This window comes from Pandoraea captiosa (genome assembly GCF_902459775.1).
In the GTDB taxonomy this organism is placed as follows: Bacteria; Pseudomonadota; Gammaproteobacteria; order Burkholderiales; family Burkholderiaceae; genus Pandoraea; species Pandoraea captiosa.
Genome location: NZ_CABPSQ010000023.1, coordinates 1 through 17,031 on the forward strand (window position 1 = coordinate 1; position 17,031 = coordinate 17,031).

The following is a 17,031-nucleotide window of genomic DNA, read 5'->3' on the forward strand; positions in this document are numbered from 1 at the left end:
TGCTCGGGCGCATGAAGAACAGAAGTTTTTAACCTCGGACTCTAAAAGCGTTTCGGACTAAAACCGGGGGCAGGTCAATGTGGGTATGGCCAGTCGATTTGCCAGCATTATGCCAGCATGTCCTGCGGAAACCTTATGAGACAGGTATTGTTCTGGGGTTCGAGTCCCGTCCTCCCAGTCCCGCTTGCGACATAATAGGGAAGGGCGATCCAGATGACCTGTTGGGGTGTTAGTTCGATCGATGAGGCGAGGTTGTTCTTGGCGCTGCCGGATGTGGCGACGTTCGTCGGCGAACCTGCGCCGAAATCGGTATCCCAGGGGCGAAAAATTCGGAATGCATCTCTGGAAACCCGCATGAAATGGTGTGCAGATGACGTTTGTTTATTCCGAAATCTTTTTGATAACTAGCTGATTTTGAATGAAAATGGCCGATTTTGGGACTGGATTGTGATTCCAGTCGTCGTGGGTTCGAGTCCCATCGGTCACCCCAAAATTCCCTTGTAGTTCAAAGCATTAAGCATTTCTCATTTTCCCAGTCCGGGAAACTTTCCCTGCTAAAAGTCAAAATTTTTCCGCTTTCGCTGCGCTGCCTTCGCCGTTTGTTATGCCGCGCTAATGGGTCGACGTCGAGCGATTTTCCGGACTGACAATGATCGAGGGGCGCAACTCGCCTGCGGCGCCACGCGCAGCACGATTTCCTGAAACTTTGCGAAGAGTGAAAATCCTTGGCCCGCGGGTTCGAGAGCGCTGACGCGCAATCCTTCGCGGACCAGTTGACAGCTCAGCAGATGGGGTCCTGCCCCGACTTCCAGCACTTCGGCGCCCCAGGCGAGTCCGCCGGGGTCCTGGTCGAGCTACCGACAGCGAAAAGCGCTTCGTTCGCATAGGTCTCGAAGGTTTTGGGCCGGTCCGGAGCGTTCATTTCCGGGATCAGTGACGGGCGGTTCGTGTTTGCGAGGCGGCGAGCGATTTTTAAATCGTGTTACGAGTGCATGGTGTCTGACGCCTGCGTTACTGCCCGGTAGCGACGCCAATCGTAATGCCTGCGAGGATCAAACCGGCCGCTACCACCGTCGCCAGACTTATCTGCTCCCCCAAGAACCAATGCGCGCCAATGATCACCATGACAAACGTCACGCCAATGTATATCGGGAATGCAACGGCGAGCGGAAGTCGCGTAACGATGACCATCCAGCCGATTGACGCCAGGAAAGCAGCTCCGTACGCGGACGCGATCAGCGGGTCGCGCAGCATGACCGCAAGTTTCGACGCCAGCGTATCGCCTGCCGCGACCCCCGCTGCCCGAAGCTTTATCATGATCTGGCTGTATGCAACGAGCAGCGCGACTGGGATGACGAGAAGAAACGTTTTCATGGGTGATTAAACACAACGCTATATGTCGATGAGATGGCCGACGCGTTGGTAGTTCCTGTTTATCGGTTCGTGCACGTCTGCGCCAGGGCTTGCACGATGTGTTCCTGGTGGCTCGGCGTCAGACCGATCCACATCGGCAGACGTACCAGACGTTCGGCGTGATGATCGGTCGTCGTCAGCTCACCGTGTGTGCGCCCATAGCGCAGCCCCCCGGGGGACGAGTGCAACGGAACATAGTGGAATACGGAATGCACTCCGCAAGCCTTTAGCGCACCGAGTACTGCCTGCCGGTCGATACCGTCCGCAAGCAAAACGTAGTACATGTGTGCGTTATGTTCGCAATCCCTTGGGACGATAGGGCGCCGAAGCGCGCCGCTCGCTTCTAGCGGCGCCAGAGCGTCGTGATAATAATTCCAGATATCGAGGCGTTGCCGGGTAATGCCTTCGGCCTGCTCCAACTGGGCCCATAGGAATGCGGCGATCAATTCCCCCGGCAGGAAGGACGAGCCCACCTCCTGCCACGTGTATTTGTCGACTTCTCCTCGAAAGAACCGGCTTCGGTCTGTTCCCTTTTCACGAATGATTTCTGCCCGTTGAATATGCGCGGGATCGTTGACGAGCAACGCACCGCCTTCGCCGGATATCACGTTTTTCGTTTCATGGAAACTGAGTGCCCCGAATGTTCCGATGCTGCCCAGCTTTCGGCCCTTGTAGGTGGACTCAATACCTTGTGCAGCGTCTTCCACAACGGCGAGGTCGCGACGCTTCGCGATATCCATAAGCGCGTCCATGTCGCACGAAACCCCGGCATAATGCACCGGCACGATCGCCCGGGTGCGTGGGGTGATGGCGTCTTCTACCTTGCGCTCATCCAGGTTCAGCGTGTCGTCGCGGATGTCGACGAATACGGGAACGCCTCCGCGAAGTACGAATGCGTTAGCTGTCGAGACGAACGTATACGACGGCATGATGATCTCGTCACCCGGCTGAATGTCGAGTAGCAAGGCGGCTAACTCGAGTGCTGCGGTGCATGAGTGGGTCAATAGCGCCTTACGGGCGCCCGTGCGGGCTTCGAGCCATTCATGGCAGCGCTTGGTGAACGGGCCATCGCCGGCAAGCCGATGCCATTCGTTGGCTTGCGAAATGTACTCCAGTTCCTTGCCCGTCATGAATGGGCGATTGAATTCGATTTTTTCCGAGTTCATAGGCTGGCAGTAAGAAAGATAAAAAACGTGTGCATTAATCCAGCTCGCAAACGAGATGGCAATGCGTGTAGGGAATCCACGATTTGTGACGGACTGTCGCCTGAACGCGGCTGAAGGCCTGCTGCGCAAGGGCGTTGTACCCTTCGCGAGTTCGCACATTCTGGCCCCTGTCGCTTTTGACGAGCCAGCGTGCGATAGCATTCTGATCGTCGGTAAAGCAGGGGTCCAACGTCACTACGCGACCGCCCGGCGCGAGGCGCGCGGCGACCATGCGCAGAACGGCAATGGCATCCTGGTCGTCAAGGTGGTGGAGCAGCCCGATGGCGATGACCCGGTCGAATCGAGGCAAGGCCGCGAGCCTGTCTTCGTCGACCATCGCGCATGTGAACCGCGCATTGCGCGCGGAGAACCGAGCGTTGGCCTGGGCAATGTATCGCTCACTGATGTCGAAGCCGTAGTATTCGACGTCCGGCAAATGAGCGAGGATGTCGGCGGGACCGCAACCGATGTCCAGTACACGCATCCCGCTGCTCGCCATCAGGTACTCGTTGACATAGTTGGCGCGATCCCGCTCCGCTCCCATGAACCGCTGAAAACCGGAATAGACGGCCGGATGCGACAGAATGCTGCGGATACCGTGAGTGATTTGCGCCATGGCGGCGAATCTCCTGAGGCTTTGGATATTTGACGGCGCAGAGGGCGTCAGGAACGGGGGCGCGAAATTGTCGCGTGGCTTGGGTAACGCGCAAGAGTTTGCCAGAAGTCGTCGTCGAAGGCGGACGTCGAAAACGGCAATGGCGGATTGAAAGCGACCTCTCTGTCATGTAGTCGGCAGGTAGAAACCTCCACCATGTCGGCGCGACTCGCCAGCGCGCCCAATAGTGTCAGGCAACCGGCTCTGAAGACCGCGTCCATCACGGTATCGACGGTATCCTCCGGATCCGTCGGGATGACTGCTTGCGCAATAGGGCGCCCTGCGTCGACTTCGACGGTCACATCATGTGCGGTCACGCCGATAAACTTGGCGCCCTCCGCGAGTGCCGCCTTGACCGGTGCTGTGCCGATCATGCCCGCGTAAGCGGGCAACAATGAGTAATGCAAGTTGACCAGCTTTCCCGCGAACGCCTCGACGAGCGCCGGGCCGAGAATGCGGTGAACGTTGGTAACGACGATATCGGCGCCCGCGTCGGCCAACGCGGCGCCAATGTTTACCTGCTCTGTTCGGGAGAAATCCATTACCCGCGTCGAGATCCCCTGATCTCGCGCGAACTGATTTGCAAGGCATTCGCGGTCGGTCAGCACAATGCAAAGACGCGCGTCCCCAAGCAGGCCCAATGTGATGGCCTGCGCGACGAAGCGAAGATTGCCTCCGCCGCCCGAGCAAAGGAAAGCGATCTTGCGTGTCATAGCGGGCGACGGAAGACCTGACGCACAATGGTGTACGGGCGATGCTTCGTTTCCAAAAAGACCTTGGAAAGGTAAATACCAATGACGCCCACGCTCGACATCAGCAATCCGCCAATCAGCCAAATCGATGCCATGACCGATGTCCATCCCGAGGGCGGTCGGTTAAAGAAAAGCCAGTGAACGAGCAGAAAGACGACATAGGCGGCTGCCATCAACGAGATGGTCACCCCGGTGTAGAAAATGCCGACAAGCGGTGCATTGCTGAACGATGTGATCGAGTTCACCAGCAACGACACTTTTTTTCGGAAGGTGTACGTCGATGAACTGTTGCTGAGCTTGCTGACCGTGAGTGCGGTTTGCGCAAAACCGGTGATGTGCCAGAGGCCCGCCATGAAAACTTCTCGTTCCCGATGCTGGAGGAGGGCGTCGACATAGCGGCGGGACATCAGGCGAGCCGTGACGAGATTGGCTGGCAGTTGCATGTCGCTCAACCAGTTGAAAAGCAACCAGAACCACTGGCCGCTCAGGCGCTCGAACCATCCGCCTTTGCGTGTGGCCTGCACGCCATAGGCGACATCACTGGAAGCCGCCTCGCGGGCCGCCGCAAAATCGGGCAGCCACTCGGGCGACTCTTCGAGGTCACAGTCGATCAGAAAGACGTTATCGCCACAGGACTGCGCCAGACCGGTCATCATTGCCTTGTGATGCCCGAAATTTCGAGACAAGTCCACCACAACGGTGTGGCTGTCTGCCTGTGCGATATCGAGCACACGCGCCAGGCTGTCGTCGGGCGAGCCGTCGTTGACATAGACGATTTCATAATCGTCTTGCGCGAACGCCCGTGCCGCAGCACTAGCTCGACGATGAAACTCGTCGAGAAAACCGCTCGAACGGTACAGTGTAGTGACAATGGAGAGTTTCACGTTCGCGAGCAGTTCAGATATTGGACGCTCTGGCGCCCACAGTTGAACAGGAGATCCAGAATCGAGACCTCGTGAATGAAGGGTCCCCACAGCTGGGGATATTCCCTGTAGGGGCCGTAATGAACCCACTCCACGCCGATGCCGGCCGCCTCAAATGCAGTTTCATCGAGATAATTGCGTGCCGACGGTCCGGACACGTAGACATTCGCACCAGCCTGTTGGCACAAGCTGATCAGACGCTCGGTCTTGCCCTGCGTCATTGCGTAATCCCACGACCACGTGATTTTCGTATCGATCTCGAGAAATGCGCAGATCGATTCGATCAATTCTCGGTTGAACGTCGAGAGATGCGTGTGCTGGTTGTCGAGATATCGGGGGGCGAGCCAGTCAGCGATCTCGGGGAACGCCTTAGCGCCCTGATAATTGGCGCAGAGCGTCTTCCAGTGTCGTTGGGCCCATACCGTATCGGTGAACGTCACGTCCCGAATCTGGCGGTGAATCGACGAGCCCACAGGAATGGTCAGCCATTGGGCACCTGACGGCGTCTTCACCCGATTGCGGTTGCGCCAATCGTTTTTCGTAAACTGTACGTCGTCATACAAGATAAATTCATCGACGGCAGCGACGATTTCAAAGTATCCCTTCCACGGGACATAGTTGGACTGCAGAATGGCAACTTTCTTCAAGGCCTCGCTCCGATCCTCTACGCGGCATGGCTCCGATTTGGCAAACGAATCGACGCAAACCGGAAGTGTAACCGATGGGGCTTCCGACTCTGGCGCGAACGCCCGGATTTTTGAGATGTCCCTGGGAAGGCCGCTGCGCGGCTTGGGCTCGCGCGCCCGCTGAAATCGGCTCGAAGCCGTTCGCGGCAAATGCGGGTACGCTCGATTTCAGGCGTTGATTTCGCATGCGAAGCTTGGCAAGTGAAGCCCGGGGAGCGTGTGCTGCCGAGATTGCTTAGACGTCGATCATGAGTGATTTGGCCAAATTCGAACGTCTCAGGTATATTTCAAAAAAATAATTGATAGGTCGGGGTGCTGAGTAATCAAACACAATGATTGCAGCGCGTAAGTTGGCGTTTTTCCTGGCGTCGGCATGTGCCAGCGGTTTAGTCCATGCCCAACCTCTCACGGATGCTGCGATATGCGGTGGCATGACCGCAATCGTGGCGACCTGGACATGTGGTGGGGCGGCAGGAGACGCTCTGTGTACGTTATGGGGCGTCGATGTCGCCGGTGCCGGGCAGTGGACCGACAAGAGTCGTTTCGTCATCGAAGGGCCGGAATCGGTGGTCCCGGCGACGTATGAAGAGGCATGCAAGGGTGGTCGATGTTCCAGTCCGGAGTACTCGGTCTGCTCGATACCTGTCACCCGTTCCGGCCAGACGCCCATTGCAGTGCTTCTGCGCTCCGGCTCGTGATACGGCATCACGCTCAAGGGCCATTCGCGCAAACCCCCGGCGGGTTCGCACGCCATTTCGGCGATCACTTCCACGGATTCACGCCGCAGGCTGGCGGGCACGCTTCATGCTTCCGTCCGTGCTTCCGTCCGTGCTTCCCAGCGCGCACCCCCGCATGACCGGGAGCGCCCGCCAACATCGACACCTCCCCCAACCGCAAAGTTTGATCTAGGTCTAATTCGTCGTTCGACGCACGCCGCCGGGCAGGGCGGGGCGGTCCATAATGGGTTCGTCATGTTTTCATGACCCTGTCTTCCCGGGGTGACCATGGTGCCCCATGCGTCCCGGTTTAAAGCCCACCTCCCTCAGGTGGGTTTTTTTTCGCCCGGATTGTGCTGTTTGCGCCATTGGCGTGCCGTCGCCACGTCACCGATCGAAGTCGAACGTGCTAGGATTTTTGGCAAGACCGCGCGTTTTTCGACCTTCGTGACATCGGAGACACCCATGAGCACCTTTCTGCACGGCGGCCTCGGGCTGGGCAGTGACGGCGAGTCCGTACGATTTAATGTCAATGTTGACGGCAAGGTATGGACTTGCCAGATCGGGCGCGCGTCACTGAACCGTCTCTCGGGCGTCGACGCAGGCGGGGAAGCCCTTTTCGATCAGTTTGTCGATTTTGAAGATGAAATCGTCGAACTGGCCGCGAAAACGGTCGCCAACGGAGCAGCCACCGAACCGGTCGACGTGACGGCGCCCTGACGCGGCTGAACCGCGTTCTGGCCGACGCCATCGACGCCGTTGCGTGAGGGGCGGCGCGCCGTGGTATGCAACTTCGCCGCCTGTGCGGCAATTCGCCAACCAGAAACAGGGAGTCCGTCATGAGCTACGCATCGCACGAGCAAATCTACGATTACCGCGCGGGCTATCGAATCCGCGTCCGTGCTTTTCAAAGCGAATACGCCGGCCCGTGGGACTATCTGGTGCAGGTGCTCAGGCACGACCAGCCGGAAGGACCGGAGGTGCGTTCGCCGGACGGCCATCGCGACAATCGCCTGGATGCGGAAATGGCCGGACGAAAAGCCGGTGAGCGCATCGTCGACGAATTGCTCGGAGACGGCGACGCCTGACGCCGGGCGGCATCACGCGCGACCTGATGAGCGGCATATCGAGCGGCATAACGAGCGGCATACGAGCGGTATAACGAACGCCCATGGCACTGAATACGGTGCCCGGGGCGGACCTCCGGTCACGCCCGCGCGCTCGAGTGAGCCGTGCCAATGCCTGCGCACATCTTTCGGTTGCGCCGACGGAAGGTCCCGGCCGTGGCGCCACTGGCGGCCCGTCTACGCATCGCCGCCGATCGGGCAATCGCGGCAATCGTTACTAACGTTACTAACGTTGCTAACGTTACTAGCGCCGCAAGCGCCACTCCCCAGCGTCGGATACCTCAGCCCGGCCATCTTCCGCGAGCTTTTCCAGATGCGCCCGCAGCGAACGCCGCGCAACGCCATGCCGCGCGGCGGGCACGTCGGCATACACCAGCGGCGTTAGCGCTTCGATGCTCGCGGCTCCGCTCCGCTCAAGCGCCTGCACAGTGCTCGCTTCGCGTGCCAGCCGATGAGTGATGAGTCGCGCAATGCGCTGCGCCGGGCGATCCATCACGAACCCGTGCCCGGGGGCAAGCCACTCAGGGCCGAGTGTCGCGAGCTTTTCAAGCGAGGCCAGATAGGTCGCCATGTGACCGTCAGGCGGATTGATCACGACCGTCGAGCCCTGCATGACGTGATCGCCGGTGAACACGAGCTTCACGTCGTCGAGTTCATAGCAAAGATGGTTGGCCGCATGCCCGGGCGTGTGAATGGCGCGCAGGGTTCGCCCGTCGGGCAGCGCGACTTCATCGCCATCCGATAGCGTCACATCCGGCACGAAAAGGGTATCTTGCCCCTCGCTGTGACGCGCTGGCAGACCATAGGTCGTGGCGTTCGTGTGTTGTTTGAGCAGCCGCGCCCCCGGCGAATGATCGCGATGGGTATGCGTCACGAAAATCTGTCGGATGGCGCCCGGCGCGGCGCGCAAAATGGCGTCGATATGGACCGGATCGTCGGGCCCCGGGTCGATGACGGCCCAGCCATTGTCGGCGCCCCCACCGACGAGATACGTATTCGTGCCGGGGCCGGTCATCATGCCCGGATTCGGCGCGGCGATACGCAGCACGCCGGGCATGAGCGTCACCACCTGCCCGGGGAGGATCTCGTAGCTTCCCGTGCCTCGCGCCTCGGGATCCGTCAGTGTGAGTTCGGCCCATGCCGGTTCATCCGGCGTGACGGGCCAGCGGCCACGTTTGCCATTCGCGAGACGCGGCTCGATCCGCGGCACTTCACGCAACGCTGCCGCCGTCGATACTGCCCGTTCGGCCGTTGCCATGCTCTCCAACCATTGCAGCAGCTTGCGTGTCGGTGGCAGCAGGCGCAATTGATCGGCGTGTGCCAGTGCATAGCGCGGACGCATCCAGCGATGCGCGGCCGTCTCGGTGTGATCGACTTCGACTTGCTGACCGTCGGGCAGCAGGGCCAGGAAAAATCGCGTATCGAAACGCTTGGGCAGCGCCAACGGCGTGACCCAATGACTGAGGTAATGCAGATGGCGGGGCGCGAGCCGGACCTTGCGCGAGCGACAAAGCGATGCGATGTCGATCTTCCCGTCGTGCAGCGCTTCGCGTTGCGCCCGCATGTCGTCCAGGCACTGCGCGTCCAGCGGCGCGCCATCGACGTCTTGCGCGAACAGCACGCCGGTCTCTTCGAAGCACTCGCGTATTGCCGCGACGTAGTAGTCGAGTCCTCCGGCGTCGAGGGCGAGACGTTGGCTCGCGGTGACGTCGTCCAAGCCCTCACACACAGCATGTCCGAGGCGGTCGGTCGTGTCGAGCACACCGCCCGGGAAGACGTAAGCGTCCGAGCTGAAATCGCCGGCGCGCACGGCGCGTCGCAGCAACAGCACTTCCATGCCGCTCGGGCGCTCGCGCAAAACCACGAGACTCGCCGCCATCCGTAGCGACACCGGCGCGCTCGGGCGATGCTCAACTGCGGACGACGACGGCAACGCGGCAAAGGTATCCGGACGATCTGTCATGACGACGTACGCGCGCAAATCGCGCGAAATGGGAAAGTCCCTAGTGTGCCATCGGAATGGTGACGCCGCAGGCGGGATGAGCCCCGGATTGAGCGTCAGGTAAGCGTCAGGCAAGCGCCAAATTAAGCGCCAGATTACGCGAGGCCGGGCAGCACGTCAGTTGTTACAGTACGAATGCGAGGAATTCGGGACGGCGCGGTGAATCGGAGCGGCGCGCGGCCGACACCATCCGACACCATCCGACACCATCCGACACCATCCGATGAAGCCCGCCGCTTTCCGCCAGCAATATCAGGCGGCATCATTCGCCGCCTGTGTCGAGACGGTCGTCATCTCGTGACGGGCGCGTTCGTCGGGCATCTGCGGCATACGCGCAGCCACCGCGTGCAGCCATTGCGTCGTCGCTTCCGGTTGCGTTACCGGCAGCATGTGACCGCCATCGACGAGCGTCAGACATACACGACGGTTTGCAGCGGACATGCGCTCGCCATGCTGCCGGTAATCGAGAATTCGGTCGCCGCGCCCATAAAGGATATCGACGGGCACCGTCAATGCGGCGTAACGGGCGGCCAGCGCGGGCATGTCCCGTTCTGCCGCGAGAATATCGACGCTGCCTGATTCGAAGTTGCCCGGACGAAAGCCCAGCACGCCGCCACCGCGAACGAGAAAGTCCTTCGGAGCGTCTTCGGGTCCAAAGACATAAGCGAGCGTAGCGCGTCCCGTCATCATGCCGATGGGCACGGCCAGCGTGCGTCCGACCCAGCGGCGCCACCACGCATTGCGTATCGCGAGCCCGCGAAAAGCAGCGGGAACCTGGGACACCGGTTGGGTCAGCGGTGCAATCAACGCGAGCGCCGCAACGCGCTGCGGATGGTTCAGGGCAAGCGTCAGCGATACGGCACCGCCCAGCGAATGCCCGACGACCAGCGGACGATCCAGTCCGAGCTGGTCGATGGCGCGTGCGACGACGCTTGCCTGCCATGCCAGGGCGGCGTCGCGTTCCCGGGCCCGCGTGGAATACCCGGAGCCCGGACGGTCGATCAGCACGATGCGATGCGTACGCGCCAGTGCCGCCAACGGCAAATAGGCGAAGTTCCGCAACTGTCCGCAAAGGCCGTGAATGAAAACAATCGCCGGGCCCTGGCCGAAGTCCACGTAATGCAGCCGTTCGCCGTCAATGTCCAGAAACTGTCCGTCTGGCGGCACGGCAGCTTCGGCACGTCGGGCAACGCGGCGCGTGAAGCGCATCAGCACGGCCAACACCGCGATCATTGCGATGGCAAGGCACGCGAGGACATAGAGAATCAGTATCATCGCGCACCCGATGCGGCGGCCACGCCATTCGAAACCTTCGATACATTCGACACCGGCGGCACCTTCGATACATCGGCAGGCGTCTCACTCGTCTGTGGCACCGCGCGGCGCGTTGCCCGTTGCTCGAAGCGCATCACACCGTCGTCGACACTGCCCCAACGCATCAGGCGCCAGTCGCGCAGATAGCTTTGGTAGAACACCCACGGCTTGCGTCTGCCCTGTTTGGGAAGCGCCCCGGCGGCGCGTTGTATGTAGCCGGAGGTGAGACCAATCGCAGGCAAGTCGCCATGCTCGCCCTCGCGCAATTGCGGGACGCACGTGTCGGCGCCATGCGCGCTCATGTGGTTGATCAGGCGACAGACGTACTGCGCGATCAGTTCGGCCTTCAGGGTCCAGGAGGCATTCGTGTAGCCGAAGATCGACGCCAGATTCGGCACCCCGCTGTACATCATGCCCTTGTACGCCACCGTGTCCGGGAGCGACACGGGATTGCCGTCGACAAGCAGTCGCGCACCGCCCATCAATTGCACGCGCAGTCCGGTCGCGGTCACTACGATGTCCGCGTCGAGCGACTTGCCGTGTCTGAGCGCGATGCCTTGCGGTGTGAACGACGCGATCTCGTCGGTCACGATGCTGGCGCGCCCACTGCGCAATGCTTTGAAGATGTCGCCGTTCGGCGCAAGACACAAGCGCTGATCCCAGGGGTTATAGCGGGGCGTGAGATCGCGTTGCACATCGGCGTGGCCCGCGGCCTGCCGTGCGGCACGCCGGATCAGAACGCGACGGATTGCTTGCGGCCATCGCCGTGCCGCGTTGTAAAAGCCGAGCGTGATCAGAACGTTTTTCATGCGGACGATGCGATGCGCGGTGGCTGCGGGCAGCCAGGCGCGCAACCGCTCGGCCACGCCATCGCGCTGAGGCATCGACAGCAGGTAGCTCGGCGAGCGCTGAAGCATGGTGACATGCGCGGCTGTGGCGGCCAGACTCGGCACCAGGGTGACGGCGGTGGCGCCGCTGCCGATGATGACCACACGTTTGTCGCGATAGTCGAGATTCGCGGGCCAGTGCTGAGGGTGGACGACGGTGCCGGTGTATGTCTCCATGCCCGGCCAGGTCGGCGCGTGACCGGCGTCGTACGCGTAGTAACCGCTGCACATGAACAGGAACCGGCAGGTCAGTGACTGCGTGTCCTGACGTCCGTCGGCATGCGTGCGCTCGATGTCGAGCGTCCAGCGCGCGACGCTCGAATCCCAACGCGCTTCGCTGAGTTTGTGTCCGTAGCGGATCGCGTCGTCGAGCTGTTCGGCGCGAGCCGTCTCCTTCAGATAATCGAGAATCTTGCCGCCGTCGGCGATTGCCTGATCGCTCGCCCACGGCCGGAAGCTGAACCCGAGCGTGAACATGTCGGAGTCGGAGCGAACACCGGGATAGCGGAACAGGTCCCACGTGCCACCGAGCGATTGACGTGCTTCGAGCATGGCAAAGCTTGTGCCCGGACACCGCTCGCGCAGGTAGTGCGCGGCGGCAATGCCCGACAGTCCCGCGCCGACGATGATGACGTCGAGGTCTGTGGGCAAAGGTGGCGTCGATGGAGTGGGCGGTGTCGGTCGCGTCGGTGCCGTCATGACGATGTCCTCCGGTTGGCGCTGCATCAGTTCGTGGATGGCGTAGAGGCGTCGGTCGCCGCAGCACTGCTTCGCGAGCGCTTTGCCGACATGGCGGCGCGTCGGTAGAACCACACGACCAACGTCTGATAGCTCGCCCCCAGCAGGCGGGCCAGCTTGTCGACGCGGCGTGCGTCCGGCCCGACGAGCACGCGCCGCGCATTGCGCGCCACACCGGTGAGGATCTGGCGCGCCGCCGCGTCCGCACTTGTCACATCGATGAGTTTGTTGGCGCGGCGCCGGTGCGTCTGCGGGTCGACGCCGGTCAATGCGGTGATGCTGTCGTCGATGCGGGACGCCGCCACGATGTTCGTCGCGACGCCGCCCGGATGCACGCACGTGCACGACACCGGCGAGCCCGCGAGATCGAGCTCCATGCGCAACGCTTCGGTGAAGCCGCGCACGGCAAACTTGCTGGCGTTGTAGGCCGATTGGGTGGGCATGGCGATGATGCCGAACAGGCTCGACGTATTGACGATGTGACCCTCGCCGGACGCGGCGAGGTAGGGCAGGAACGCCTGCGTGCCGTGAACGACGCCCCAGAAGTTGATGTTCATGAGCCAGACCAGATCGTCGTGTCGTGCTGTCGCGGCCGGCACCGATAGCGAGACACCGGCGTTATTGAAGACGAGATTGACCTTGCCGTGCGCTGAGACGGTCTCACGTGCCCAGTCGAAGACGGCCTCGCGCTCGGCCACATCCAAACGTTGCGACGTGACACGCACGCCCAACGCGCGACAGGCGGCTGCGGTGGCGGCGGCACTCGCCTCGTCGATATCGGACAGCGCGAGATGCGCACCCCGACGCGCCAGTTCAAGCGCCAGCGAGCGGCCCATGCCGGATCCTGCCCCGGTAATGGCGGCGACCTTGTCAGTGAACGTCTTCATTGCGCTGTCTCCGTGGCGGCGCGGCATCGACGGTCGTGCGTGCCGCTATCGAGCGCGCCCGGCGAGCGCGCCCGTGTCGCCGATGAATCGCTTGAAAAGATTCGTCCGGCAATTCATCCGGCAATTCATCCGGCAATTCATCCAATTATTTTGGTGTTGCGTGTCACCACTTTAGTTTTTCGTCGCAGTGATGTCAAATAGCGAAATGGAACAGGGACTCGAATCGAAGGACATGACGATGGGCGCTGAGGGCGATCAACGCGATCCCGCCGCGCCCGGGCGGCGCTATGGCGGTGTGGGACAGGCGCAGCGCGACCAGGCGCGCCGTGCGGCGCTGATCGACGCCGCCACCGAAGTGTTCGGCACGCTCGGCTTTCGCCGGGCCACCGTGCGCTCGGTGTGCGGGCTGGCCCGGCTCAACGACCGGTACTTCTATGCGGCGTTCGACAACATGGAGCACTTGCTGCGAGCGACGTACGCGCACCACGCGCAAGCGTTGCTCGGGCAGTTGCAGTCCGCCATTGCTGCGAGCGAGCCGACGCTCGAGGCGCGCCTGGACGCGGGGCTGAATGCTTTCTTTGCGTTCTTGCGCAATCCTCACGCGGCGCGGGTGTTACTGCTCGAAGTGATGGGCGTAAGCCCGGAGACGGATCAGACGTACCAACGCTACATCTTCGAGTTCGCGAAGCTCATTCTTGCCATGACGCCTGTCACGCAGAGGTCCGCGCCGCTTGACGACGAGGCGCAGGCACAGGCGCGCATCGTCGGCCTGGCGCTTGTCGGCGCCATGACGAACGCTGGCACGGCGTGGGTGCTCACGGGCTATCAGGACCCCCAGGCGCGCATGGTGGCGAGTTGCCGTCGCGTGCTTGGCGGTGCGTTGGCCTGATCCGCCGACACGCCGCGCCGTGCCTGTCATGCACATGGCGCACATTGCACACATTGCCGTGTGCGCACTTCGCAAGAAGGGAAGTGCCGCATCGTCGTGCAGGCTCGCTACAATACGCCTTTCGCGTACGACACCTCATGCGGCGAGCCACCCACAGGTTTGCGATGCCGGTCGTCCTCACTCATTTCTCACTCTCCAAAGGTCGAAAATGACCACTATCGGAACCCCGCTGTCGCCGAATGCGACGAAGGTCATGCTGTTGGGCGCAGGCGAGCTCGGTCGCGAAGTGCTGATCGCATTGCAGCGCCTTGGTGTCGAGACGATTGCCGTCGATCGCTACGAAAATGCGCCGGGCCAGCAGGTCGCGCACCACGCGCGCACGATTGCGATGACGGACCCCGAGCAGCTCAAGGCGCTGATCGAAGCCGAGAAACCGGATCTCGTCGTGCCCGAGATCGAGGCGATTGCCACCCCCATGCTCGAAGCGCTGGAAGCCGAAGGCGTGGTGCGCGTGATCCCGACGGCGCGCGCCGCGCGCCTGACGATGGACCGTGAAGGCATCCGCCGTCTGGCCGCCGAGACGCTGGGCCTGCCCACGAGTCCGTACCAGTTCTGCGATTCACTCGAACAATTGCAAGCGGCCATCGACGGCGGCATCGGTTATCCGTGCATCGTCAAGCCTGTGATGAGCAGTTCGGGCAAAGGGCAGAGCAAGATCGACAGCGCAGCCGACGTGAAGGCCGCGTGGGACTACGCCATGGCGGGCGGTCGCGTGAGCCACGGCCGCATCATCGTGGAAGGCTTCATCGACTTCGATTACGAGATCACGTTGCTGACCGTGCGTGCACGGGGAGCGGACGCGCAAGTCGAAACGCACTTCTGCGCACCGATCGGGCACAAGCAGGTCAGCGGTGATTACGTGGAGAGCTGGCAGCCGCATCCGATGTCGTCGGTTGCGCTTGAGCGCGCGCGCGTGATCGCGCGTGAGGTGACGAACAATCTCGGCGGGCAGGGCATCTTCGGTGTCGAACTGTTCGTGAAGGGCGACGACGTGTGGTTCAGCGAAGTCAGTCCGCGTCCCCACGACACCGGCATGGTGACGATGATCACGCAGTGGCAAAACGAGTTCGAGCTTCACGCGCGTGCGATTCTCGGCCTGCCGGTCAACACCACGTTGAAGACGCCGGGTGCGAGTGCCGTCATCTACGGCGGGGTGGATGCGAAGGGGATTGTCTTCGATGGTGTCGATCAGGCGTTGCAGGTGCCGCAGACCGACATCCGCCTGTTCGGCAAGCCGGAGAGTTTCGTAAAGCGTCGTATGGGTGTGGCGCTCGCTTACGACGAGAACCTCGACGTTGCCCGCAGCAACGCGGTGGAAGCGGCAAGCCGTGTGAAGCCGCGTGCAGTCTGATCGTTTGACGGCACAAGGCAGTTGTCGTCACATGCGTTAGTAGCAGCAAGCGGGCAGCAAGAAGGCAGCAAGAAGGCAGCAAGAAGGCAGCAAGCGGGCGTCGTAGGCTTCGGCTTACGATGCCCGTTTTCGTTTCGCGACGAGCCGCATGGCGCCAACCCTCCACGGAAACGAAAAAACCCCGCCTGAGCGGGGTTTTCAGTTCGGGCAGCGGCTAGGGTTAGCGCACCGCCCGAGGCGCGTCGACCGCGTTAGCGATCGCTCAGCGAAGCATCAGACCTTAGATGGGCTGGATGTTGCTGGCTTGACGGCCCTTCGGTCCCATCTTCACTTCGAAGCTGACCTTCTGGTTTTCTTGCAGGGACTTGAAGCCCTTTGCCTGGATTTCCGAGAAGTGAGCGAAGAGATCTTCACCACCTTCGTCCGGCGTAATGAAACCAAAACCCTTGGCGTCGTTGAACCACTTGACGGTACCAGTTGCCATTTCTTAAATCCTTAAAGTTTTCAAATGAGCGAGCGAGATGCTCAGCGAGCGCATGACATTAAAGCTGATCAGGTACAACCGAGTTGACGCAGAGGGCGACATTAGATGACACAAGACTCGCCATACAACGTTCATGCACCCGTTTTTTTACGGGAAAGGTGGGAAGGTGTCAAGCAGGGAAACTGTGGGATTGTTGATCCACGCCAGTTTCCAGCCATTTTTCGCTGCGATGCGACATGCATTCGGCATGACCGGACGGCCGGTCGAATCGATTTCGCAACGTCGCGTCGCGCGGTGCTCTGCGCGTTGCCGTCATAGCGCAGCACGCGCTGAGCACTGACGGACTTTCGCGTCCCTCGTTCCCGTTTGCCGGGAAGTCTTCCCGGTGAAGTGAGACGGTCATGGCGTTGGCCACACGCAAATCACGAGGCGAAAATATTTTGCGCGACAGCACGCCTGCTTTACGTCATGTGGCGCAGGCACAACGTGTGTGCCGTCACGCAACGGTTTCACCGGGGTGTCACCGCACTATGCGCGTTTGGCAGACTTTCGATGCTTCATTGCGTAGGTGGTGCGCTTGCGATCGGCAACGCGATGCGTACCTGATGTTTTTGAGAGGTGCTTCTTTTTCAGCGAAGCAGACTTCGCGCTGTGACGATGCAGTGCTTTCGATGCCGCACTGCGTTTTGCTTTGGACGCATGCGGCGTCATATGCGCTTTCGGCTGTGACGTGTGGCGTACTTGTGGAGTGCGTGTCGCGTGACGCGCAGACTTCGTTCGTGCTGCATGTGTGGCATGCGACGCCTGTGATGAATCCTTTGCCGTCGCGGCGTATGCCGACGGCGCCATCATTGCAGCGAGCGCCAGTGAAAATGTCGAAAGGACAACGTACGCATTGCGCAGGGTGCGCGAGTAGAACTTGGACAACCGTGTCTCCGTGGA

The 17,031-nt window shown here is 61.3% G+C and carries 16 protein-coding genes; 5 read left to right on the forward strand and 11 right to left on the reverse strand.

The features are described 5' to 3' along the window. Nucleotides 1-1,011 precede the first annotated feature (1,011 nt). From PCA31118_RS26395 to PCA31118_RS26420, 6 genes are read right to left on the reverse strand one after another with little or no spacing between them, the layout of a single operon-like run. Entirely contained in the window at nt 1,012-1,374 is a 363-nt protein-coding gene (locus PCA31118_RS26395; RefSeq protein ID WP_150627893.1) for a hypothetical protein, read from the reverse strand. 59 nt (nt 1,375-1,433) lie between these two features. Beyond that, nucleotides 1,434-2,579, reverse strand: a complete 1,146-nt coding sequence (rffA, locus tag PCA31118_RS26400) for a dTDP-4-amino-4,6-dideoxygalactose transaminase (RefSeq protein WP_150627894.1) — start codon at nt 2,577-2,579, stop codon at nt 1,434-1,436. Between the two features lie 34 nt (nt 2,580-2,613). Continuing rightward, nucleotides 2,614-3,234, reverse strand: coding sequence for a class I SAM-dependent methyltransferase (locus PCA31118_RS26405; protein ID WP_150627895.1), 621 nt, complete (start codon nt 3,232-3,234; stop codon nt 2,614-2,616). Nucleotides 3,235-3,281: 47 nt separating this feature from the next. After that, nucleotides 3,282-3,986: a formyltransferase family protein gene (locus PCA31118_RS26410; protein ID WP_150627896.1), complete on the reverse strand. Its 705-nt coding sequence runs from the start codon at nt 3,984-3,986 to the stop codon at nt 3,282-3,284. After that, nucleotides 3,983-4,999 carry a glycosyltransferase family 2 protein gene (locus PCA31118_RS26415; protein ID WP_246190448.1) on the reverse strand — a complete coding sequence of 339 codons (1,017 nt, stop codon included), beginning with the start codon at nt 4,997-4,999 and terminating at the stop codon, nt 3,983-3,985. The genes PCA31118_RS26410 and PCA31118_RS26415 overlap by 4 nt, the downstream gene beginning before the upstream one ends. Continuing rightward, nucleotides 4,906-5,595: a WbqC family protein gene (locus tag PCA31118_RS26420; RefSeq protein WP_150627897.1), complete on the reverse strand. Its 690-nt coding sequence runs from the start codon at nt 5,593-5,595 to the stop codon at nt 4,906-4,908. The genes PCA31118_RS26415 and PCA31118_RS26420 overlap by 94 nt, the downstream gene beginning before the upstream one ends. A 470-nt stretch (nt 5,596-6,065) precedes the next feature. On the opposite strand from PCA31118_RS26420, the gene PCA31118_RS26425 reads away from it, so the two are divergent. The 3 genes from PCA31118_RS26425 (at nt 6,066) to PCA31118_RS26435 (ending at nt 7,438) form a co-directional block, all read left to right on the forward strand. Beyond that, nucleotides 6,066-6,332: a hypothetical protein gene (locus tag PCA31118_RS26425; protein ID WP_150627898.1), complete on the forward strand. Its 267-nt coding sequence runs from the start codon at nt 6,066-6,068 to the stop codon at nt 6,330-6,332. Nucleotides 6,333-6,815: 483 nt separating this feature from the next. Beyond that, nucleotides 6,816-7,070: a DUF1488 family protein gene (locus tag PCA31118_RS26430; protein WP_150627899.1), complete on the forward strand. Its 255-nt coding sequence runs from the start codon at nt 6,816-6,818 to the stop codon at nt 7,068-7,070. A gap of 119 nt (nt 7,071-7,189) precedes the next feature. After that, nucleotides 7,190-7,438 (forward strand): hypothetical protein, encoded by a 249-nt coding sequence (locus PCA31118_RS26435; RefSeq protein ID WP_150627900.1) that lies wholly within the window; start codon nt 7,190-7,192, stop codon nt 7,436-7,438. 283 nt (nt 7,439-7,721) lie between these two features. Here PCA31118_RS26435 and PCA31118_RS26440 read toward each other — a convergent pair whose 3' ends face one another. From PCA31118_RS26440 to PCA31118_RS26455, 4 genes are all read right to left on the reverse strand, one after another. Then, nucleotides 7,722-9,440, reverse strand: a complete 1,719-nt coding sequence (locus tag PCA31118_RS26440) for an MBL fold metallo-hydrolase (RefSeq protein ID WP_150627901.1) — start codon at nt 9,438-9,440, stop codon at nt 7,722-7,724. A 291-nt stretch (nt 9,441-9,731) separates the two neighbouring features. After that, complete coding sequence (locus PCA31118_RS26445; RefSeq protein ID WP_150627902.1) at nt 9,732-10,754, reverse strand: alpha/beta fold hydrolase; 1,023 nt, start codon at nt 10,752-10,754, stop codon at nt 9,732-9,734. Beyond that, complete coding sequence (locus PCA31118_RS26450; protein WP_150627903.1) at nt 10,751-12,379, reverse strand: flavin-containing monooxygenase; 1,629 nt, start codon at nt 12,377-12,379, stop codon at nt 10,751-10,753. The genes PCA31118_RS26445 and PCA31118_RS26450 overlap by 4 nt, the downstream gene beginning before the upstream one ends. Nucleotides 12,380-12,405: 26 nt before the next feature. Further along, a complete protein-coding gene (locus PCA31118_RS26455; RefSeq protein WP_150627904.1) occupies nt 12,406-13,305 on the reverse strand; it encodes an SDR family NAD(P)-dependent oxidoreductase in 900 nt (299 codons plus the stop codon). Nucleotides 13,306-13,495: 190 nt separating this feature from the next. Here PCA31118_RS26455 and PCA31118_RS26460 point away from each other — a divergent pair, with 190 nt between their 5' ends. Beyond that, a complete protein-coding gene (locus PCA31118_RS26460) occupies nt 13,496-14,194 on the forward strand; it encodes a TetR/AcrR family transcriptional regulator (protein ID WP_150627905.1) in 699 nt (232 codons plus the stop codon). A gap of 208 nt (nt 14,195-14,402) precedes the next feature. Continuing rightward, on the forward strand, nt 14,403-15,605 hold the full coding sequence (purT, locus tag PCA31118_RS26465) for a formate-dependent phosphoribosylglycinamide formyltransferase (protein WP_150627906.1): 1,203 nt from the start codon (nt 14,403-14,405) through the stop codon (nt 15,603-15,605). A 280-nt stretch (nt 15,606-15,885) separates the two neighbouring features. On the opposite strand, the gene PCA31118_RS26470 is transcribed toward purT, so the two are convergent. Then, nucleotides 15,886-16,089: a cold-shock protein gene (locus tag PCA31118_RS26470; protein WP_039399001.1), complete on the reverse strand. Its 204-nt coding sequence runs from the start codon at nt 16,087-16,089 to the stop codon at nt 15,886-15,888. Nucleotides 16,090-17,031 lie beyond the last annotated feature (942 nt).